Origin of the sequence: Streptomyces sp. NPDC007901, assembly GCF_042959465.1 — a bacterium.
Lineage (GTDB): Bacteria > Actinomycetota > Actinomycetes > Streptomycetales > Streptomycetaceae > Streptomyces.
On record NZ_JBIBKW010000005.1, the window covers coordinates 456,963 to 480,093 of the forward strand.

A 23,131-nucleotide genomic window follows, 5' to 3' on the forward strand; every position below is an offset into this window, starting at 1 on the left:
GGGTCAGCTCAGTTCGTCCGCGCGCCGTACCACCGCCTCCAGCGCCCGGAACCAGGTCCCGGCCAGCTCCCGTACCGCGTCCTCGGTGAGCAGTCCGGACGCGTACGCCCAGTGGGCGCTGAGTTCCGGCCCCTCGGGACGGTCCTCGGTGAGGGCGTTGAGGGTGAGCGGGTGCGACATCGGCATGCCGGCGTCCGGGTCGAGGTCGGCGGCGTCCTCCTCGGGGGCGTAGGACCAGTCGGCGGCCTCGGGGCGGCCGAAGCGGCCCATGTAGTTGAACTCGATCTGCGGCTCGGCCAGTTCGGCGAGGAGCGGGCCGGTCGCGGGGTTGAGCCGGCGCAGCAGGCCGTGGCCGATGCCGGCCATGGGCACGGTGGTGAGACGGTCGCGGATCCGGGCCACGGCCGCGTCCAGGGCGGGTCCGCCCGCGAGGGCGTCCGGGCCGGTCGCGCCCGGGTCGAGCCGGACCGGGACGACGCTGGTGAACCAGCCGACCGTACGGGACGTATCGGCGTCGCCCGCGAGTCCCTCCTCGCGGCCGTGGCCCTCCAGGTCGACCAGGACCGGTCCGCCGGGGGCGGCCGCGCCGAGGGTCCGGGCCCGCCAGTCCCCCACGGCCAGGGCGAACGCGGTCAGCAGGACGTCGTTGACGCTCGCCCCGAAGGCGGCCGGGGCCCGGCTCAGCAGGGGTCCGGTGATGTCGGCGGGCAGGGTCAGGGAGAGATGGCGGGTGGTGGCGACCGTGTCCAGCACCGGGTCGAGGGGCCGGGGCAGCGGGAGTCCGGCGCTCTCGGCGAGCGCGGAGGTCCACCAGGGCAGCTCGTCCTCGGCGGCCGGTTCGACGGCCCGGGCGCCGAGCAGCCGCGACCAGCGGGCGAACGACAGCTCCACCGGGGCGAGTTCGGGGGTACGGCCGCCACGGACCGCCGCCCAGGCGGTGGCCAGGTCGGGCAGCAGCACCCGCCAGGAGACGCCGTCGACCACGAGGTGGTGGACGAGGAGCAGCAGCCGTCCGAGCCGCTCGGGCCCGGCGTCGAACCAGACGGCCCGCACCATCGCCCCGCCTTCGGGATCGAGCCCCGCCAGAGCCGTCCGGGCGTGGCGGGCGACGGCGTCCCGCAGCGCGGTCTCGTCCCCGGCGGCCTCGCGTACGTCGACCCGGGCGAGCCAGGTCCGTACGTCGGTGTCGGCAGCCACCGGCACGGACAGCGCGGCCTCCGGGGTGCGGACCAGCCGGGCGCGGAGCATGTCGTGCCGCTCGGCGAGCGCTCCGAGCACGGTCAGCAGTCCGGGTTCGGTCAGGTCGGCCGGGGTGCGCAGCAGCGCCGCCTGGTGGTAGGCGGCGAGGGGACCGCCGCGGTCGAGCAGGGCGCGCATGATCGGGGTGAGCGGGACGGTGCCGGTGCCGTCGCCGTGCGTGGCGTGCCGTTCGCCCGCGCCCAGCGGGACGGCGACGGCGGCCAGGGCGGCGACGGTGCGGTGCTGGAGGACCTGGCGGGGCGTGACCCGCAGTCCGCCCGAGCGGGCCCGGGCGACGAGTTGCATGGCGACGATGCTGTCGCCGCCGAAGGCGAAGAAGTCGTCGTCCGTGCCGATCGCCTCGGCGGGCAGTCCGAGGGCGTCCGCGAACAGGTTGCGCAGGGCGCGCTCGGTGTCGTTCTCCGGGGCCCGGCCGCCGCCCGAGGCGGTGAAGTCCGGGGCGGGCAGAGCGGCCCGGTCCAGTTTGCCGTTGGACAGCAGCGGCAGCTTCTCCAGCACCACCACGGCGGCCGGGACCATGTAGTCGGGCAGGGTCCCGGCGGCGTGCGCCCGCAACTCCGTGCCCTCGGCGCCGTCGGAGACCGTGTACGCAATCAACTGCCTTACCCCTGGCCGGTGTTCACGCGCCACGACGACGCTCCGCGCGACCGCCGGGTGGGAGTCGAGGACGGCCTCGATCTCGGCGGGTTCGACCCGGTAGCCGCGGATCTTGACCTGGTCGTCGGTGCGGCCGGCGAACTCCAGCAGGCCGTCCTCGGTCCAGCGGGCCAGGTCGCCGGTGCGGTACATGCGCGCCCCTGGCACCCCGAAGGGGTCGGCGACGAAGCGTTCGGCGGTGAGCTCCGGGCGGCCGAGGTAGCCGCGGGCCAGGCCGGGTCCGGACAGGTACAGCTCGCCGGTGACACCGGGCGGGACCGGGCGCAGGGCCGCGTCCAGGACGTAGGCGCGGGAGTGGTGGACGGGGCGGCCGACGACCGGCCGGGCGCTGTCGCGGACCCGGCCGACGAGGGCGTCGACGGTGGTCTCGGTGGGGCCGTAGAGGTTGAACGCCTCGGTGTCCGGGAGCGTGGCGAGCCGGTTCCACAGCGACTCGGGTACGGCCTCGCCGCCGAAGCCGACCACCGCGAGCGGGCATTCGCCGTCGGGTCCGATCAGGCCGCTGTCCGCCATCCGGGCCAGCAGGGACGGGGTGACCTCGATGAAGTCGATGCCCCGGGCGCGGATGAACTCGGCGAGGAGTTCGGGGTCGCGGCGGGTGTCGTCGTCGGCGATGTGCAGGGCGTGCCCGTCGAGCAGCCACAGCTGCGGCTGCCAGGAGGCGTCGAAGGAGAACGACCAGGCGTGTCCCACCCGCAGCCGGCGCAGTCCGGTGCGCTGCTTCGCCAGGTCGTGCAGGTCGTGGCGGTGGCTGTGGAAGAGGTTGGCGACTCCGCGCTGGGTGACGACGACCCCCTTGGGGCGGCCGGTGGAGCCGGAGGTGTAGATGACGTAGGCGGGGTGGTCGGGGCCGGGGGCGGTGGGTTCCGCCTGGGGCAGGGCGTCCGCCGGGGCGTCCAGGAGGAGGACCGGGGTGCCGGTGGCGGGCAGGTCGGCGGCGGTCCGCGCGGTGGCGAGGACCAGGACCGGGCGGGCGTCGTCCAGCATGCCGGTGAGGCGGGCCTCGGGCAGGTCGGGGTCGAGGGGCAGATAGGCGGCACCCGCGCGCATCACGGCGAGGATCGCGGCGATGTGGTCGGCGGTGCGGGGCAGGGCGAGGGCCACGATCCGCTCGGGGCCGGCGCCGTGCCCGGCCAGGATCCGCGCCAGCTCCGCGCTGCGGGCGTCGAGCTCGGCGAAGGTCCAGGTGGTGCGGCCGTCGGTGACGGCGATCGCGTCCGGGGTGGCGGCGGCCTGGGCGGCGAACAGCTCCGGTACGGTGCCGAGCCGTTCGGCGTCCGGCAGCGCGTTGTCGTTCCAGGTCTCCAGCACGGTGCAGCGGTCGGCGGAGCCGAGCAGGTCGAGCCGGCCGACGGGGCGGTCCGGGTCGGCGGCCATGCCGGTGAGCAGGCCGGTGAGGGCGTCGGTGAGCCGTCGTACGGTGGCCGCCTCGAACAGGTCGAGGCGGAACTCGGCGGTCACCCGCAGCCGTTCGGCGGGTTCGACCGCCCAGGCGAGCGGATAGTGGGTGGAGTCCGCGTGCTCGCGGACCGTGACGCGCGGCGCGTCTCCCGTCTCCCCCTCGCGCTCCGCTGCCGGGTACGACTCGAACACCACGAGCGTGTCGAAGAGTTCGCCGAGTCCGGCGGTGCGCTGGATGTCGGCGAGGCCGAGGTGCTGGTGGGCGATGAGCCGGGACTGCTCGTCCTGGAGCCGCGCCAGCAGGGCGCCGGTGCTCTCCTCGGGGCGGACGCGCACCCGGACCGGGACGGTGTTGATGAACAGGCCGATCATCGCCTCGGACCCGGGGAGTTCGGGTGAGCGGCCCGCGACGGTGGCGCCGAACACCACGTCGTCGCGTCCGGTGAGCCGGCCGAGCAGTACGCCCCAGGCCGCCTGCACCAGGGTGTTGACGGTGACGCCCCGGCTCCGGGCGAACGCCTCCAGCTGTGCGGTGCGGTCGGGGTCCAGCTCCACGGTGTGGGTGTGCGGGACGGCGGCGGCCCGGTCGGGGTCGGCGGGCGCGAGCCGGGTGGGTTCGGCGAGCCCGGTGAGGGCCTCGGCCCAGGCCCCGGCGGCCGTGGCCGGGTCCTGGGCGGCCAGCAGCCGCAGATGCGCCCGGTAGGGGGCGGGCGGGGCCGGGGTACGGCCCTCGTAGCGGGCCCACAGCTCGGCGGTGAGCAGGGGCAGCGACCAGCCGTCGAGGAGCAGGTGCTGGTGGGAGAGGACCAGCCGGTGCCGGCCGGGGCCCGTCCTGGCCAGCAACAGCCGTAGCAGCGGCGGCTGTTCGGGGTCGAAGCGGCGCCGCTCCTGGGCGAGCAGCCGGGTCCAGTCCTGCGGTTGTCCGGCGAGGTCGAGCTGCCGCCAGGGCAGCACGGCGGTACGCGGTACGACGGCCACGGGCCGTCCGGAGGACAGGTACCCAAAGCCGCTGCGCAGGTTCTCGTGGGCGTCGAGCAGATCCTGGGCGGCGGCGCGCAGCCGGTCGGCGTCCAGGGGGCCTTCGAGGTCGTAGGTGACCTGGACGGTGTAGACGTCGGGTCCGTCGTCGGCGGAGTCCAGGGCCGCGTGGAAGAGGAGTCCGGCCTGGAGCGGGGAGACGGGCAGCACGTCGGTGCCGGCGGGCAGGGCGGCGACCTCGGCGCGCTCGGTGTCGGTGAGGTCGAGCAGGACGGTGTCCTCGGCCCGCGCCTCGGCGCCGGCGGCCGTCGTCGCCACGGCGGCGAGTCCGGCCACCGATTTGTGCCGGAACACATCGCGCGGGCTGAACGCCAGCCCGGCGGCGCGGGCCCGGGCGACCAGTTGCATGGCGACGATGCTGTCCCCGCCGAGGGCGAAGAAGTCGTCCGCCACACCGACCCGTTCGAGGCCGAGCGCCTCCGCCACGAGGGCGCCCAGCGTCTCCTCCAGCGGGGTGCGGGGCCGGGTGTCGGTGACCTCGGCGGCGAAGTCCGGCGCGGGCAGCGCCCGGCGGTCCAGCTTGCCGTTGGGGGTGAGCGGGAGGGCGTCGAGGGTGACGACGGCGGCCGGGACCATGTGGTCGGGCAGCGACCGGGCGGTGTGGGCGCGCAGTGCGGCGGTGTCCGTGCCGGCGCCGGCCGGAACGACGTAGGCGACGAGCCGTTCGTCGCGCAGGACGACGGTGGCGTGCGCGACGGCCGGGTGGGCGCCGAGCACGGCCTCGACCTCGCCGAGTTCGATCCGGAAGCCGCGCAGTTTCACCTGGTCGTCGGTGCGGCCGAGGTACTCCAGCTCGCCGTCCGCGGTCCAGCGGGCCAGGTCGCCGGTCCGGTACATGCGGCTGCCCGCGGGCCCGTACGGGTCGGCGAGGAACCGCTCGGCGGTCAGCCCGGGTCGGCCGAGATAGCCGCGGGCCAACTGGACGCCCGCCAGGTACAGTTCGCCGGCCACCCCGGGCGGCACGGGCCGCAGGCGGGCGTCGAGCACCAGGGTGCGGGTGTTCCACACCGGTCGGCCGATCGGCACGGCGGCCGGGTCGGCGGGCACCTCGTGGGCGGTGACGTCGACGGAGGCCTCGGTCGGGCCGTAGAGGTTGTGCAGGCGGACGGCCGGCAGGACCCGGTGGCAGCGGGCGGCCAGCGGGGCGGGCAGGGCCTCGCCGCTGCACATGACCTGGCGGAGGGGCGCGCAGTCGGCGGCTGTCGGTTCGTCGAGGAAGGCACGCAGCATCGACGGCACGAAGTGGGCCGTGGTGACGCGCTCGCGCCGGATCAGGCCCGCCAGGTAGGCCGGGTCCTGGTGGCCCTCGGGACGGGCCACGACCAGGGCGGCGCCGGTGATCAGGGGCCAGAAGAACTCCCACACCGACACGTCGAAGCCCACCGGGGTCTTCTGCAGCACCCGGTCGGCCGGGTCGAGGCGATAGGTGTCCTGCATCCACAGCAGCCGGTTGACGATCCCCTGGTGGGGGACGGTGACGCCCTTGGGGCGGCCGGTGGAGCCGGAGGTGTAGATGACGTAGGCGGGGTGGCGGGGGTCGTAGGAGGCGGGCAGGGGCGTGTCGGAGGGGTGCTCGGGGGTGCCGTCGGCGTCCACGGTGAGGCGGGGCACGGCGGTGTCCGGGAGGGTGACGTCCTCGGCGCTGACCAGGCAGACCGGGCGGGCGTCGGCGAGCGTGTACGCCAGCCGCTCGGCCGGATAGCCGGTGTCCAGGGGCAGATAGGCGGCGCCCGCGCGGTGCACGGCGAGCAGGGTCACCACCAGCGCGAGGGAGCGCGGGAGGGCGACGGCGACCGTGGCCTCGGCACCCGCCCCGTGCGCGGCGAGGGTGTGGGCGAGCCGCTCCACCCGCAGGTCGAGTTCGGCGTAGGTGAGCGAGGTGTCCTCGAGGACGAGCGCCGTGGCGGCGGGGGTGCGGGCGGCCTGCGCGCGGAACAGTTCGGGGAGCGTGAGGTCCGGGACGGTCCGGGCGGTGTCGTTCCAGCCGGTGAGGACGAGGGCGCGTTCCTCCTCGCGCAGCACGTCGAGGGTGCCGACGCGGCGGCCCGGGTCGGCGGCGACCTGCTCCAGCAGGGACTCCAGACGGCGGCCGAGGAGTTCGGCGGTGCGCCGGTCGAAGAGGTCGGCGCTGTACTCGATCCAGCCGTCGATGTGCTCGTCCCGCTCGACGAAGTCGAAGCTGAGGTCGAACTTGGCGCTGTCCTGGCCCACGGCCTCGCGGCGGACGGTCAGCCCCGGCAGCGCGGGTCCGTCGCCCTGGCCCGCCAGGTGGACGACCATCACCTGGAACAACGGGTGCCGGGCGAGGGAGCGTTCGGGGTTGAGGGCCTCCACCAGCCGCTCGAAGGGCAGCTCCTGGTGGTCGTAGGCGGCCAGGTCGGTGCCCCGGACCCGGGCGAGCAGCTCGGCGAAGGTGGGGTCGCCGGACAGGTCGGTGCGCAGCACCAGGGAGTTGACGAAGAACCCGACCAGGTCTTCGAGGGCCTCGTCGGAGCGGCCGGAGACGGGGGCGCCGAGGGGGATGTCCTCGCCCGCGCCGAGCCGGTGCAGCAGCGCGGCCACGGCCGCCTGGGCGACCATGAACATGCTGACGCCGTGCTCGCGGGCGAGGCCGCGCAGGGCGCCGGCCAGGGCGGGCGGCAGGGTGAAGCCGGTGGTGCCGCCGCGGCCGGTCGGCTCGGCGGGGCGGGGCCGGTCGACGGGCAGGTTCAGTTCGGCCGGGAGCCCGCGCAGGGTCTCGGTCCAGTGGGTGAGCAGCCGCGTTCCGGACTCGGCCAGCAGGTCGCGCTGCCAGAGAGTGTAGTCGGCGTAACTCACGGGCAGCGACGCCCAGTCGGGGGCCCGGCCGGTGGTGCGGGCCGCGTACGCGGTGGAGAGGTCGGCGAGCAGCGGGCGGTCGGACCACTCGTCGGTCGCGATGTGGTGCAGCAGGAGCAGCAGCACGTGCTCGTCGGGGCCGGTCTCGAACAGGGTGGCCCGGAAGGGGAGTTCGCGCTCCAGGTCGAAGGGGTGCGCGGCCTGGAGCGCGAGGTCCTCGAACGGGGCGCTCGCCAGCGGTACCCGGACGTCCGCCGGGTCCAGGACGTGCTGGTGCGGGACCCCGTCGACGGCCGGGAAGACGGTCCGCAGCGGGGCGTGCCGGGCGGCCACGTCGTTGAGGGCGGCCTGCAGGGCGGTCCGGTCGAGGTGCCCGGTCAGCCGCCAGGCCGACGGGAGGTGGTAGGCCGTGCTCGCGCCGTCCACCTGCGCGAGCAGCCACAGCCGGCGCTGCGCGGAGGACAGCGGCAGCGGTTCGGGACGCGGGCGCGGGGCGGCGAGCGCGGGCCGGGCCGCGCTCCCGGAGGCGTCCGTGCGGGCGGCGAGCAGGGCCACGGTGGGCGCCTCGAAGACCGCGCGGACCGTCAGTTCCGTGCCGAGCGCGGCGCGGACGCGGCTGACCAGGCGCATGGCGAGCAGCGAGTGGCCGCCGAGGGCGAAGAAGTCGTCGTCCACGCCGATCCGTTCGCGGCCCAGGACGTCGGCGAACAGGGCGGCGAGGATCTCCTCGCGCGGGGTGCGCGGCGGGGTGCCGTCGCCGGTGGCGGAGGTGAACTCGGGGGCGGGCAGCGCCTTGCGGTCGAGCTTGCCGTTCGGGGTGAGCGGCAGGGCGTCGAGGGTGACGTAGGCGGCGGGGACCATGTGGGCCGGGAGCGCGGCGGCGGCGTGGGCGCGCAGGGCGGTCGCGTCCACCACCGGGCCCGCGGCGGGGATGACGTAGGCCACGAGCGCCTGGTCGCGGACGGCGACCGTGACCTGGGCGACGGCCGGGTGGGCGGTGAGCACGTTCTCGATCTCACCGGGCTCGACCCGGAAGCCGCGCACCTTCACCTGGTCGTCGGTGCGGCCCAGGTACTCGACCGTGCCGTCCGCCGTCCAGCGGGCCAGGTCACCGGTGCGGTACATGCGCTCGCCGGGTGCCCCGTGGGGGTCGGCGACGAACCGCTCGGCGGTCAGTCCCGGCCGGTCCAGATAGCCGCGGGCCAGTTGTACGCCCGCCAGGTACAGCTCGCCCGGGACGCCGGGCGGTACCGGGCGCAGAGCGGCGTCGAGGACGTAGAGCCGGGTGTTCCAGACCGGGCGGCCGACGGGGACGGCGGTCGCGCCGGGGCCGATCTCGATCGCGGTGACGTCGATGGAGGCCTCGGTGGGGCCGTAGAGGTTGTGCAGCCCGGTGTCGAGCACCTCGTGGCAGCGGCGGGCGAGCGCGGCGGGCAGTGCCTCGCCGCTGCACATCACCCGGCGCAGGCCGGTGCACTCGGCGGCCGTCGGCTCCTCCAGGAACAGCTGGAGCATCGAGGGCACGAAGTGGACGGTGGTGACGTCCTGTTCGCGGATCAGCCGGGCCAGGTAGGCGGGGTCCCGGTGACCCTCGGGGCGGGCCAGCACCAGGCCCGCGCCGGTGATCAGCGGCCAGAAGAACTCCCACACCGACACGTCGAAGCTCGACGGCGTCTTCTGCAGCACCCGGTCCTCGGGCGTGAGCCGGTAGGCGTCCTGCATCCACAGCAGCCGGTTGACGATGCCCTCCTGCGGGACGACGACGCCCTTCGGGCGGCCGGTGGAGCCCGAGGTGTAGATGACGTAGGCGGGGTGCCGGGGGTCGTACGACGTCGGGAGCTCGCCCTCCGGGCCGGTGGGCAGGCCGTCGCGGATCACGCAGACCGGGCGGGCGTCCTCGACCATCAGGGCGAGCCGGTCGGCCGGGTAGTCCGGGTCCAGCGGCAGACAGGCGGCACCGGCGCGGTGCGTGGCCAGCAGGGCGACGACCAGGTCGACCGAGCGCGGCAGGGCGACGGCGACGGTCCGCTCGGGGCCCGCGCCGAGACCGGCCAGGACGCGTGCGGTGTGCTCGACGCGGGCGTCCAACTCGGCGTAGCTCAGATGCTGTTCCCCGAAGACGAGGGCGGTGGCGTCCGGGGTGCGGGCCACCTGGGCGCGGAACAGCTCGGGCAGGGTGGTGGGCGGGACGGGGTGCGCGGTGGCGTTCCAGTGGGTGAGGACGCGGGTCCGCTCGTCCTCGTCCAGGACGTCCAGGTCCCTGATCGGCAGGTCGGGTTCGGCGGAGACGTGCTCCAGGACCCGTACCGCGCGGTCCGCCAGCAGCGCGGCGGTGGCGGCGTCGAAGAGGTCGGTGGCGTACTCCAGGATCAGGACCAGGCGGTCGGACTCGTCGACGTAGGTGAAGTGCAGGTCGAACTTGGCCATGCCGGTGTCCATGTCGAACCACTCGGTGGCCAGGCCGAGCACGTCGGGGTCGCCGTCGGGCCGGTGGTGGTAGCCGAGCATGACCTGGAAGAGCGGGTTGCGGCCGGCCGCGCGGGGCGGGTTGAGTGCCTCCACCACACGGTCGAAGGGCAGGTCCTGGTACTCGAAGGCGGATAGGGACGACTCCCGTACCCGGCCCAGGAGTTGGCGGAAGGACAGCTGGTCCCCGGACAGGTCCGTGCGCAGTACCAGGGTGTTGACGAAGAAGCCCACCAGGTCGCCGAGCGCCTCGTCGGTGCGGCCCGCGATGGGCGCGCCGAGCGGGATGTCCTCGCCGGCGCCGAGCCGGTGCAGCAGGGCGGCGGTGGCGGCCTGGAACAGCATGAACATGCTGGTGCCGGTGGCGGTCGTGAGGTCGCGCAGGGCGTGCCCGGTGGCGGTGGGCAGCTCCAGCCGGACCTTGCCGCCGCGTCCGGTGGGCTCGGCGGGGCGCGACCGGTCGACGGGCAGGGTCAGCTCGTCGGGCAGTCCGCGCAACCCGTCGGTCCAGTGTGCGAGTTGGGTCTCGCCGGTGGCGGTGAGCAGGTCCCGCTGCCAGAGCGTGTAGTCGGCGTACTGGACGGGCAACGGCGCCCAGGCCGGGGCCCGGCCCGTGCGGCGGGCCGCGTAGGCGGTGTCGAGGTCGGCGAGGAACGGCCGGTCCGACCACTCGTCGGTGGTGATGTGGTGCAGGACCACGGCGACCACGTGGTCGGCGGCCGCGAGGCGGAACACCTCGCAGCGCACCGGGAGTTCGGCGGTGAGGTCGAACGGGCGGCGCTGGGCCGCCTCGATCAGCGCGGGCAGTTCGTCCTCGGTGGTGTCGACGACGGTGAGCGCCGGGTCGGCGTCCTCGGCCGGGACGATCCGCTGGTACGGCTCGCCCTCGTGCGCCGGGAACACCGTGCGCAGCGCCTCGTGGCGGCCCGCCACGTCCCGCAGCGCGGCGCGCAGGGCCTCGGTGTCGAGGTCGCCGCGCAGCCGGAAGACCAGCGGGAAGTTGTAGGCGACGCCGCTGCCGGTGATCTGTTCGACGAGCAGCAGTCGGCGCTGGGCCGGGGACAGCGGGATCCGGTCGGGCCGGTCGGCCACCGGGGTGACGGGCGGCCGGGCCGGGCTCGCCTCGCCGACGCGGGCGGCGAGCCGGGCGGGGGTGGGCGCCTCGAACAGGTCGCGAATGGCGAGTTCGGCGCCCAGTTCGGTGCGGGCCCGGCTGACCAGCCGGGTGGCCAGCAGCGAGTGGCCGCCCAGGTCGAAGAAGTTGTCCTCGGCGCCGGCCTCGGGCAGCCCCAGCACCTCCGCGAACAGACGGCACAGCACCTCTTCCCGCGGGCTGCGGGGACCGCGTCCCCGGCCGAGGGCGACGGCGGGTTCGGCCTCGGGCAGGGCGCGCACGTCGAGCTTGCCGTTGGCGTTCATGGGCAGGGTGTCGACGGTGACGAAGGCGGCCGGGACCATGTACTCGGGCAGCTCGCGGCCGAGGTCCTCGCGCAGGCGCCGGACCAGGGCGCCGGTCTCCCGGGCGGCGGTGGGGTCGTTGGCGTACGGCCCGGTGCCGTCGCCGGGGCGGAACAGGCCGCCGGTGAGGCGGTGTTCGGCGCTCAGGAACACGGCGTCGTACGTTCCGGCCCCCGGCGCCCAGGTGGTCAGGACCCGGTGTCCGGCCTCGGCACCGAGCGCGTGCAGGGTCTCCGGGTCGACACCGTCCGCGCGGACGCGGCCGTCGGGGATCCCGGTGACGCGCAGCGCGCCGGAACCGCCGGTGCGCGCGCCTTCGCCGACACGGGCGATCAACTGCTCCGCCTGGCCGAGCAGTTGCCCCACCGCCTCGGAGGTCCAGCCGCCGCGCGCCAGTTCGCCCACGGTGTGCGCCGTGCTCCACGCGACCGTCGGCGCGTCGTCGAGGCGGACGTCGGGTTCGCCCGCGTACAGGACGACGTCGTAGCGGTGCCGGGTCAGCTCGTTGTGGTGGACGCCCCGCTTGGTGCGCAGGTCGACGCCGTGGCCGAGGGTGGTGAAGTAGTCGGGGTCGACCAGGAGTTCCTTCTCCAGGCGCAGGCCGCGCTCCACCGCCCGCTCCAGGTCGGCCTCCGCCGTCCCCCGGGTGCGCTGGATCTCGGTGTGGAAGGTGCGGGCGAGCCGCAGGTTGCGGACGTCGCCGACGAACAGGGCGCCGCCGGGCGCGAGCAGTTCCATGGCGCCGTCGATGACGGCGGTGAGGTACTCGATGCTCGGGAAGTACTGGATGACGGAGTTGATGACGATGGTGTCGAAGCGGCCGGGGGGCAGACCGGCGAGATCGTCGGCGGGGCGGCAGCGCAGCTCGACCTTGGCCGCCAGCTCGGGGTCCCGGGCGCGCAGTTCGGCGCCGATCTTGCGGATGACCGGGGCCGCGAAGTCGGTCGCCCAGTACTCCTCGGCGTCCGGGGCCAGCCGGGACAGCAGCAGGCCGGAACCGACGCCGATCTCCAGGATCCGGCGCGGGTTCAGGGAGCGGATGCGGGCCACGGTGGCCTCGCGCCACTCGTGCATCTGGTCGAAGGGGATGGGCTGCCCGTCGTAGGAGCTGTCCCAGCCGTCGTACTGCTCGGTGAAGACGGCGGTGCCGATCTCCTCGTACTCGTCGGAGTAGATCTCCCGCCACTCCCCCACCTGCGCGGCCTCGGCGGCCGAGCGTTCGCCGGTGTCGGCGCCGGAGGGCACGACATAGCCGACGAGGCGTTCGTCGCGGACCACGACGGCGGCCTGGGCGACCAGCGGGTGGCGGCTGAGGGCGGTCTCGATCTCGCCGGGCTCGATGCGGTAGCCGCGGATCTTGACCTGGTCGTCGGTGCGGCCGAGGAAGTCGAGGTTGCCGTCAGGATTGCGGCGCACCAGGTCGCCGGTGCGGTACATGCGCTCGCCGGGCTCCCCGAACGGGTCGGCGACGAACCGTTCGGCGGTCAGGGCGGGCCGGTCCAGATAGCCGCGGGCCAGGCCGATGCCGGCGATGTACAGCTCGCCGGGGACACCGTCGGGCACCGGGCGCAGCCAGGCGTCCAGGAGGTGGGCGCGGGTGCCGCGGATGGGCCTGCCGACGGTGGGGGTGGCACTGTCGAGGGTGCCGCCGCCGAGGGTGTTGATGGTGTACTCGGTGGGCCCGTAGAGGTTGTAGCCGTACGTCCCCTCGGTGTCGCGCAGGGCCGCCCACACCGTCTCCGGGACCGCCTCGCCGCCGAGCAGGACCAGCGGCGGGACATGGCCCTGCAGCAGACCCTGCTCGATCAGCAGCCGGGCGTAGGTGGGGGTGACGTTGACGACGTCGACGCGGTGCCGTTCGCAGTAGGCGACCAGCGCCTCGGCGTCCCGGCGCAACTCCTCGTCGCAGACGTGCACTTCGTGGCCCTCGACCAGCCAGAGCAGTTCCTCCCAGGACATGTCGAAGGCGAAGGACACGGTGTGCGCGATCCGCAGCCGTCGGCCGCCGGCCGCGGCGATGGCCGGTTCGAAGATCTCCTTCTGGTGGTTGAGCTGCATGTTCGTCAGACCCCGGTAGGGGGTGACGACACCCTTGGGGCGGCCGGTGGAGCCGGAGGTGTAGATGACGTAGGCGGGGTGTTCGAGGCTGAAGCGGCGGTGGACCGGGGTGTCCGGCAGCCCGGCCAACTCCCGCTCCACGGCCGGGTCGTCGAGCAGGACGCGGGGGGTCTCGCCGTCCAGGGTGGCGGAGACGGCCGCGTTGGTGAGCAGCAGCAGGGGGCGGGCGTCGGCCAGCATCAGGGAGAGCCGGTCGGCCGGGTGGTCCAGTTCGAGGGGCAGATAGGCGGCGCCGGTGCGCAGCACCGCGAAGAGGGCGACGACCATGTCCAGGGAGCGCGGCAGCCCGAGGGCGACGACCTGCTCGGGGCCCGCGCCCCGCCCGATCAGCAGCCGGGCCGTGCGGTTCACGGCCGCGTCGAGTTCGGCGTACGTCAGCGTCTGCTCGCCGAAGACGAGGGCGCGGGCGTCCGGGGTGCGTCGGGCCTGGGCGGCGAGCAGGTCGGCGATGGTGTCCTCGGGGTCCTCGACCCGGCCGGCCGCCCGTTCCTCGCGCAGCGCCGCGTGTTCGGCGGGCAGCAGCGGGTCCAGCGAGCCGACGGGTGCCGTCAGGTCGGCGGTGAGCCGGTCGAGGAGCAGGGTGAAGCGGTCGAGGAGGTCCCGCGCCCGGTCCGCCGGGACCAGGTCGGCCCGGTGGGTCAGGGTCACCGCGATCCGGTGTCCCGGGGTGACGACGAGGTTGGCCGGGTAGTGGGTGGCGTCGACGTTGGCGACGGCGGTGGCGCCGTGCCGGGTGCGCAGCTCGGCCAGCCGGTCCTCGGTGTCGTTGTTGCGGAGCACGAACAGCGTGTCGAACAGCTTGCGGTGGCCGGTCTCGGCCTGGAGCACACCGAGGCTGAGGTGCTCATACGGCATCAGGTCGAGCCGCTCGCCCTGGATCCGGCGGAGCAGGCCGAGGACCGGCTCGGCCGGGTCGAAGGCGATCCGGGCCGGGACGGTGTTGAGGAACAGTCCGATGATGTGCTCGACGTCGTGGACCTCGCTCGGCCGGCCGGCGACGGTGGTGCCGAACACGACGTCGGTTCGGCCGGTGGCGGAGGCGAGGGTGAGGCCCCAGGCCGCGTTGAGCAGGGTGTTCAGGGTGAGGCCGTGGACGCGGCCGGTCTCCCGCAGCCGGTCGCCGAGTGCGGCGGTCAGGCGGGTGTCGAGCTGGTCGGGGATGACCGGTTCGAGGCCGTCGGCGGCCGTCGGGGCGAGCAGCGTGGGCTCCTCCAGACCGGCCAGGGCGGTGCGCCAGGCGGCGGTGGCGGCCGAGTCGTCCCGCTGTTCCAGCCAGGTGAGGTAGGCGCGGTAGCTGCCGGGCGCGGGCAGGGCGGACGCGTCGCCGCCGGTCTCGTACAGCGCGAACAGCTCGTCCAGGAAGAGCCAGGCCGACCAGCCGTCCCAGAGGATCAGATGGCGGCCGACGACGAGCCGGTCGCCGCGCTCGGCGCCCAGGCGCAGCAGGAGCAGCCGGAACAGCGGGGGCGCGGACAGGTCGAACCGGCGGTCGCGTTCGGCGTCGGTCAACTCCCGGACGCGGGCGTCCTGTTCGTCCGCCGTGAGGTGGCCGAGGTCGACCTCGTCGAGGGGCATCTCCGGGTCCTCGACGATGAACTGCACCGGCTGGTCCAGGCCCTCGCTGGTGAAGCCCGCGCGCAGGCCGGGGTTGCGGTCGAGCAGGGTGCGGACGGCGGCGCGCAGCCGGGCCGCGTTCAGGCGGGTGGTGAAGTCGAAGGTCTCATGGACGGTGTAGACGTCCAGGGCGCCCCGGTCGTAGGCCGAGTGGAAGAACAGGCCTTCCTGGAGGGGGGCCAGCGGCCATACGTCGGCGACGGCCGCCGGGGCGGCGAGCGTGCGGATCCGGGCGTGCTCGGCGTCGGTGAGGGTGAAGTCGGCAGCGGTGGCGGCCGCTGCACGTGTGACCGTGCCGGCGGTGGCCGCGAGTGCGGCGGGCGTGCGATGGGTGAAGACGTCGCGCGGGCTGAGGTCCAGGCCGGCCGCGCGGGCCCGGCTGGCGACGCCGATGGAGCTGATGCTGTCGCCGCCGAGCCGGAAGAAGTCGTCGTCCGGACCCACGTCCTCGATGCCGAGCACACCCGCGAAGATGTCGGTGAGCCGTCGCTCCAGCGGCCCCGAGGGTTCCCGGCGGGCGGCCCGCTCGGCCTCGGGGGCGGGCAGCGCGGCCTGGTCGAGCTTGCCGCTCGGGGTGAGCGGCAGGTCGGCGAGGACGACGTACGCCTCGGGGACCAGCGGCGCGGGCAGCGCCTCGGCGAGGGCGGCACGCAGCTCGGCCGGGTCGGCGACCGCGCCCGCCGCCGGGACCGCGTAGGCCACCAGCCGCTGGTCGCGGACGACGACGGCACCGCGCGCCACCGCCGGATGCCGGGTCAACACGGCCTCGATCTCGCCGAGTTCGATGCGGTTACCGCGCAGCTTGACCTGCCGGTCGGTGCGGCCCAGGTAGTCGAGGGTGCCTTGCCCAGCCTCCGGCCGGGGGGACCCCCATGGACGGCGGCGCACCAGGTCCCCGGTGCGGTACATGCGCTCGCCGGGCGCGCCGAAGGGATCCGCGACGAAGCGGTCGGCGGTCAGCGCGGGCCGCCGGTGGTAGCCGCGGGCCAGCTGGACGCCTGTCAGGTACAGCTCGCCGGGCACCCCGTCGGGCACCGGGCGCAGGCAGGAGTCCAGCACCCGCAGACCGGTGTTCCACACGGGCCTGCCGATGGGCACGGTGGTGTCGGGGGCGCCGTCGTAAGCGTGGTGCGTCACGTCGACGGCGGCCTCGGTGGGGCCGTACAGGTTGTGCAGCGGTACGCCGGTCAGCTCGCTCCAGCGGGCCGCCGCCTGCCCGGGCAGGGCCTCTCCGCTGCTCAGGACGCGGCGCAGGGAAGCCGCCCAGGACGGGTCTGCGGTCACCTCGTCGGAGGCGAGGAACGCCTCCAGCATCGACGGCACGAAGTGCAGGGTCGTCACGGACTCGGCCCGGATCAGGCGGGTGAGGTAGGCGGGGTCGCGATGGCCGTCGGGTGCCGCCAGGACGACCGCGGCGCCCTGGCACAGCGGCCAGAAGAACTCCCACACACTGACGTCGAAGCCGGCCGGTGTCTTCTGCAGCACGCGGTCGTCGGCGGCGAGTCCGTACGCGCCCTGCATCCACGCGAGCCGGTTGCCGATGGCGCGGTGGCTGACGACGACACCCTTGGGGCGGCCGGTGGAGCCGGAGGTGTAGATGAGGTAGGCGGGGTGGTCGGGGGTGAGGGCTGCGGGCTCCGGTACGTCCCGGGGGTCGTCGTCCTCCTCGACCTCCTCGACGTGGAGGATGTCCAGTCCGTCCGCCTGCGGCAGCCGTGCGGCGTCCCGGGCCGTGGTGACGACGGTCCGGGCGGCGGAGTCGGCGAGCATGTACGCGATGCGGTCGGCGGGGTAGTCGAGGTCGAGCGGCAGATAGGCGGCTCCCGACTTCAGCACGCCCAGCAGGGCCACCGTCAGCTCGGCCGAGCGCGGTACGGCGACGGCGACGAACTGCTCGGGCCCGGCGCCCCGGGCCCGCAGCCTGCGGGCCAACGCCTCGGCGCGGGCGTCGAGTTCGGCATAGGTGAGGGCGGTGCCCTCGTGGACGACCGCGGTCGCGTCGGGCGTACGGGCGGTCTGCCCGGCGATCGCGGCCGGCAGGGTGGTCGCCGGTACGGCGTGCCGGTCGCCCTCCGGGTGGATGCGCTCGGCGTCGGTGAGCAGGTCGAGGGCGGCCACCGGGCGCGCGGTGTTCTCGGCCAGGGCGTCCAGCACGCGGACGAGCCGGTCGGCGAGTCGCTGGACGGCTTCGACGGGGACCCGGTGCGCGTGGTGCTTGAGGCGCAGGTCGAGCCGGCGGCCGGGCTTGACGATCAGGGCCAGCGGATAGTGCACGGCGTCGTGGAAGGCGTGCCCGGTCAGCCGGACGGTGCCGGTCGGGTCGGTGAGGTTCGGCTCGGCGGGGTAGTTCTCGAACACCACCAGGGTGTCGAAGAGTTCACCGTCGCCCGCGTGCCCGGCGGCCCGCTGGATCTCGGCGAGGCCGAGGTGCTGGTGGTCCAGCAGGGCGCTCTGCTCGCGCTGGAGTCGCTCCAGGACGGCGCCGAGGGTGTCGGCGGGGGCCCAGGCCAGCCGGGTGGGCAGGGTGTTGATGAACAGGCCGACCATCGACTCGATGCCGTCCACGGCGGCGTCGCGGCCGGAGACGGTGGTGCCGAACACCACGTCCTGACGGCCGGTCAGTCCCGAGAGCAGCAGGCCCCAGGCGGCCTGGACGACCGTTCCGAGGGTGACGCCGTGCTCGCGGGCGCGGGCGGTGAGGCGGGCGGTGGTGCGCTCGGGCAGCTCGACACGGAGCTGGGCGGGCTCGATCGGTCCGGCGCCCGGGGTCTCGACCAGGCGGGTGGGCTCGTCGAGACCGGCCAGGGCGGTGCGCCAGGCGTCCCGGGCGGCCTCGCGGTCGGCGCGTGCGACCCGGGCCAGGTAGCCGCGGTACGGGGCGACTTCGGGCAGCGGGGCGGGCCGTTCGCCGTAGAGGGCGAGGAGTTCGCGGTGCAGGACGGGCAGCGACCAGCCGTCGGCCACGATGTGATGGAACGTCAGGAGGAGTCGGCTGCGGTCCTCGCCGAGGTGGACCAGGGCGCAGCGCAGCAGCGGCGGGTGGGCGAGGTCGAAGCGGCGGGCGCGTTCGTCGGCGGCGACGGCCTCGGCGAGGCCCGCGCGGACGGCGCTGTCCTGGGCGGCGAGGTCGACCTCGCGCCACGGCACGTCGAGGCCGGTGGCGACGAGCTGGGCGGGGCGGCCGTCGGGGAGCTGGCGGAAGCAGGCCCGCAGCGGGGCGTGCCGGTCGAGCAGCCGCTGGGCGGCACCGCGCAGCAGGCCGCCGTCGACCGGGCCGGCGAGTTCGATCACCTGCTGGACCACATAGGCGTCGTGCTCGGCGCCGTCCACGAGGGCGTGGAAGAAGAAGCCCTCCTGGAGCGGGCCGAGCGGCAGGACCTCGGCGACCGCGAGCGGGCCCTGGCCCTGGAGCGCGGCGAGTTGTCCGGTGGTCGGCGGGTCCCAGGGGGCGTCGGCCGGGTCCTGCGGGTCGGCGGCGGTGCGGGCGGCCGTGGCGAGCTGGGCGACCGTGCGGTGCCGGAAGACGTCGCGCGGGGTCAGTTCCAGACCGGCCCGGCGGGCCAGGACGAGCAGCTGGATGGCGACGATGCTGTCGCCGCCGAGGGCGAAGAAGTCGTCGTCGACGGTCACCGAGGGCACCCGCAGGGCGCGCGCGTACAGGTCGCACAGCAGGCGCTCGCGCTCGGTGCGCGGGGCGCGGCCGGAGCTGAGGAGGCCGTAGTCGGGGACGGGCAGGGCGGCGGAGTCGAGCTTGCCGCTCGGGGTGACGGGGAGCCGGTCCAGCGGGACCAGGGCGGCCGGGACCATGTACTCGGGCAGGAACTCGGCGGCGTGCGCGCGCAGCTGGGCCATCAGCGCGGCGACGTTGCGAAACGGCGCCGGGCGGTTGGCGTGCGGGTGGGTCGGGCCGGCGAGGTAGAGCGGTCCGGGCGGGATATCCGTGTCCTCGCCGAGCGCGAACACCGCGTCCAGGCTGCCGTCCTCGGCGTCCGCGGTCCAGGTGAGGGCGGTCCGGTAGCCGTGCCGGGCGGCGGTCTCGTGCAAGGTCTCGGGGTCGACTCCGGCGCTGCCGGTGCGGCTGCTGTCGTCGAGGGTGCCGAGGGCGGCCAGGTCGGGGGCGAGGCGGGCGTTGGGGATGCCCGTGACGCGCAGCCGGTCCGGGCGGCCGGCGGCGGTGAGGTACGCGTCGAGGGCGTCGGCGGTGCCGAGCGCGGACCACGGAAGGTCCGGTACCGCGACGGCGGCCCGGTCGGTGCCGGGGCGCAGGACGACGTCGTAGCGGTAGCGGGTCAGTTCGTTGTGGTGGGCACCGCGCTTGATCCGGATGTCGGCGGTGAAGCCGTCGAGCGCCGCGAAGTAGTCGGGGTCGAGGAGGAGTTCGCCCTCCCAGGCGACGGCGCGGTCGACGGCGGCGCGCAGGGTGTCCTTGTCGTCGGTGGTGGCGCGGCCCGCCTCGATGGCGGTGGCCAGGGTGCGCAGCAGGCGCAGGTTGCGCACGTCGCCGACGAACAGGGCGCCGCCGGGCCCGAGGAGTCGGGCGGCCGAGTTCAGGACGTCGGTGAGGTAGCCGGCGCCCGGGAAGTACTGGACGACGGAGTTGACGACGATCGTGTCGAAGTGGCCTTCGGGCAGGCCGGTCAGCTCGTGCGCGGGCCGGGCGTGCAGGCTGACCTTGCCGGCCAGCCCGGGTTCGGCGTCGACCTGGGCGCGCAGGGCGCGTACCGCCTCCTCGGAGAGGTCGGTGCCGACGTACTCGGTGCACCCGGGGGCGATCCGGGACAGGAGCAGACCGCTGCCGACGCCGATCTCCAGGACCCGGCGGGGCCGCAGTTCGCGGATCCGGGCGACGGTCGCGTCCCGCCACTCGCGCAGGTCGGCGAGCGGCAGGGGCAGGCCGTCGTACATGCTGTTCCAGCCCGCGAAGTTCTCCTCGAACCGGTCCGAACCGGCGGCGGAGTAGAGGAGTTCGTGCAGGTCCTTCCAGTCGGACACGGCTTCGTCGGCCTCGTCGGCGGCCTCCAGGGAGGGCACGACGTAGGCGGCGAGGCGGCGGTCGCCGGGGCGGTCCTCGCGGACCACGACGGCGGCCTGGTCGACGGCGGGGTGGGCGCGTAGCACGGACTCGATCTCGCCGGGCTCGATGCGGAAGCCGCGGATCTTGATCTGGCTGTCGACGCGGCCGTGGAACTCCAGCCGCCCGTCGGACCTCCAGCGGACCAGGTCGCCGGTGCGGTACAGGCGTTCGCCGGGCGCGCCGAACGGGTCGGCGACGAACCGCTCGGCGGTCAGCGCGGGCCGGCCGAGGTAGCCGCGGGCGAGTCCGGCGCCGCCGAGGTACAACTCCCCGACCACACCGGCGGGTACGGGCCGCAGCCGGTCGTCGAGGACGTAGGCGCGGGTGCCCGGGTCGGGGACGCCGATGGGTACGACGGTGCCCGCGGGGGTGTCGGGATCGCACCGGCCCAGGGTGGAGTTGGTGGTGGCCTCGGTGGGTCCGTAGGCGTTGAACATCATCCGGCCGCGCGCGTAGCGGCCGACCAGTTCCGGCGAGACGCGCTCGGTGCCCGCCAGCAGCGTTGCCGTAGGCGGGAGTTGCACATCCTCGGGCATGGCGGCCAGCAGGGCGGGCGGCAGGATCATGAAGGTGATGCCGTGCGCGTTCGCGTAGTCGGCGAGGGGCGCGCCGGGGACCCGGCGGTCGGCGGGGACGACGACCAGCCGGCCGCCGGAGAGCAGGCCGAGGCAGAGGTCCCAGAAGGCCACGTCGAAGCTGGGCGAGGCGAACTGCAGGACCCGGCTGTGCGGGCCGATCCCGAACCGTTCGCGCTGGGTGGCGACCAGTTTGGCGACACCGGCGTGGGAGAGCACCACGCCCTTGGGGCGGCCGGTGGAGCCGGAGGTGTAGATGACGTAGGCGGCGTGCGCGACGGTCAACTCGGCTGCGATCGCCGGGTCCTGGGCCGGGTGGGCGGCCAGTTCGGCGACGGTCTCCGGGGCGTCGAGGACCAGCGGGTCCAGGCCCGGCGGCAGGTCGGGGACCATCTCGGCGGTGGTGACCAGGCAGACCGGGCGGGCGTCGTCGAGCATGTAGGCGATGCGGTCGGCCGGGTAGTCGGTGTCGACCGGCAGATAGGCCGCGCCGGCCTTCAGTACGGCGACCTCCGCGACGATCATGTCGGCGGAGCGCGGTACGGCGAGCGCCACGACCTGCTCGGGGCCGGCGCCCCTGGCCACCAGGGCGTGCGCCAACCGGGCGGCGCGGGCGTCGAGTTCGGCGTAGGTGAGGCGGACGTCCTCGTGGACGAGGGCCACTTCGTCGGGGCGGGCGGCCACCTGGTCGGCGAACATGCGCGGCCAGGTGCGCGCGGGCACGTCGTGGTCGGTGTCGTTCCAGTCGTGCAGGATCCGCTGCCGCTCCTCCTCGCCGAGGAGTTCGAGGTCGGCAAGGGGGGTGCCGGGCCGGTCGAGGGCGTCGGCCAGGAGCGTGGCGTAGTGGCCGAGGATCCGGTCGACGGTGGCGGCTTCCAAGAGGTCGGCGGCGTAGTCCGCGCGCAGCCGCCCGTCGGTCACGGACAGCGCCAGGTCCAGCGGGCCGCCGCCGTCCCAGGGTGCGGTGCCGAAGCCGGTAGCGCACAACAGGGCGCCGCCGCGGCCGGGTTCGGGGGCGAGCAGTCGTAGCAGCTCGGTGGTGGGCAGCCGGTGGTCGGCGGCCTCCGCGCGGGTGGCGGCGAGGTGCTCGCGCACCTCGGCGAACGACATACCGGCGGCCACCGACAGCCTCAGCGGCAGGCCGTCGTGAGCGACCGTCAGGTCCTGGGCCGTGCCGCCGCCGTACCGGTGCAGCAGGGCGACGAACGCGGCGAGGAGGGCGGCCTCGTCGGCAGGCGCGGCGAGTGCGGCGGTGCGGGTGGCACGCGGCCGGGGCTCCAACGGGTGCGCGGGATAGGGGAAGTCGAGCGGCAGTGAGGTCTCCGGCGCCGGGGCGGCGAACCGTTCCCGCCAGTAGTCCTCCGTGGGTGTCGTCTGCGCCGCGGAACCCGCGGCGGAAGAAGGTGCGGAAGAACGCGTGTTGCCCGACACAGCTGCCCGTGCCTCCCCATAGGTGTGGAACGGCTCAGCGGAGCCGCGACCGCTCGCATAGTAAGGTAAGGATTGCCTAACCCAACAGAGCCAATGTGGTTTCAGCGGCCCACGTCACAGCCGCTGAGGTTATGCTCACCTAACCTGCTATCAGGACTGTTCAGGGTCCACCGGACGACCGCATGGAGACCGGCAAGTGGCTTCAGGCAGAAGGCTTCGCACCACGGTGCTGGTGACGGTGATCGTCGCCCTCCTGGTCCTTTTGTCCCTCCTCTCCGTGGGCCTGGGCGCGTTGAGCGTCCCGCCCGACCAGGTGGTCCGCTCGGTCCTCGGGCATCCGCCGAGCCGGCTCGTGGACAACGTGATCTGGTCGGTGCGCATCCCGCGCACCCTGCTCGGCCTGACCACGGGCGCCGCGCTCGGCATGTCGGGCGCGCTGATGCAGGCCCTGACCCGCAACCCCCTCGCCGACCCCGGGATCCTCGGGGTGAGCGCCGGGGCGTCCTTCGCGATCGTCGTGTCGGTCGCGGTGCTCGGGGTCGGATCGCTCTACGTCTCTGTGTGGTTCGCGTTCGCCGGGGCCTTCGCCGCGAGCGTCCTGGTCTTCCTGCTCGGGCGGCTGGGCCGGTCCGGGGCGACCCCGGTGAAGCTGGCGCTCGCCGGGGTGGCCGTCACCTCGCTGCTCTCCTCGCTCACCAGTGCCGTGGTGCTCACCGACCAGGACGCGCTGGACCGTTACCGCCTCTGGTCCGCCGGCACCCTGGCCGACCAGGACTCCGGGGACCTGCTGCGCATCCTGCCGTTCCTCGCGGTCGGCGCCGTGCTCGCCCTGTCCTGCGCCCCCGCCCTCAACAGCCTGGCGCTCGGCGACGACGTGGCCGCCTCCCTGGGGCGGCGGCTGGGTCTGGTACGACTCCAGGGCGTGACCGCGATCGTGCTGCTGACCGGCGCGTCGGTCGCCGTCATCGGTCCCGTGGTCTTCCTCGGCCTGGTCGTGCCGCACATCGCCCGGGTGCTCGCCCAGGCGGCCGGTATCGGCCCCGACCACCGCTGGCTGCTGCCGCTGTCCGCCGCGCTGGCACCGGTGCTGCTGCTCACCGCCGACATCGTGGGCCGGATGGTGGCCCGGCCCACCGAGATCCAGGCCGGTGTCCTCGTCGCCTTCCTCGGCGGCCCGTTCTTCATCGCCCTGGTCCGCCGACGCAAGCTCGCGGAGGTGTGA

2 protein-coding genes are annotated in these 23,131 nt (G+C 74.8%); one reads left to right on the forward strand and one right to left on the reverse strand.

Annotated elements, in window-relative coordinates; genetic code table 11:
* Positions 1–3: 3 nt before the first annotated feature.
* Positions 4–21,909: a non-ribosomal peptide synthase/polyketide synthase gene (locus ACFZDK_RS19585; protein ID WP_390973972.1), complete on the reverse strand. Its 21,906-nt coding sequence runs from the start codon at positions 21,907–21,909 to the stop codon at positions 4–6.
* Positions 21,910–22,105: 196 nt separating this feature from the next.
* On the opposite strand from ACFZDK_RS19585, the gene ACFZDK_RS19590 reads away from it, so the two are divergent.
* Positions 22,106–23,131: an iron chelate uptake ABC transporter family permease subunit gene (locus ACFZDK_RS19590; RefSeq protein ID WP_390973974.1), complete on the forward strand. Its 1,026-nt coding sequence runs from the start codon at positions 22,106–22,108 to the stop codon at positions 23,129–23,131.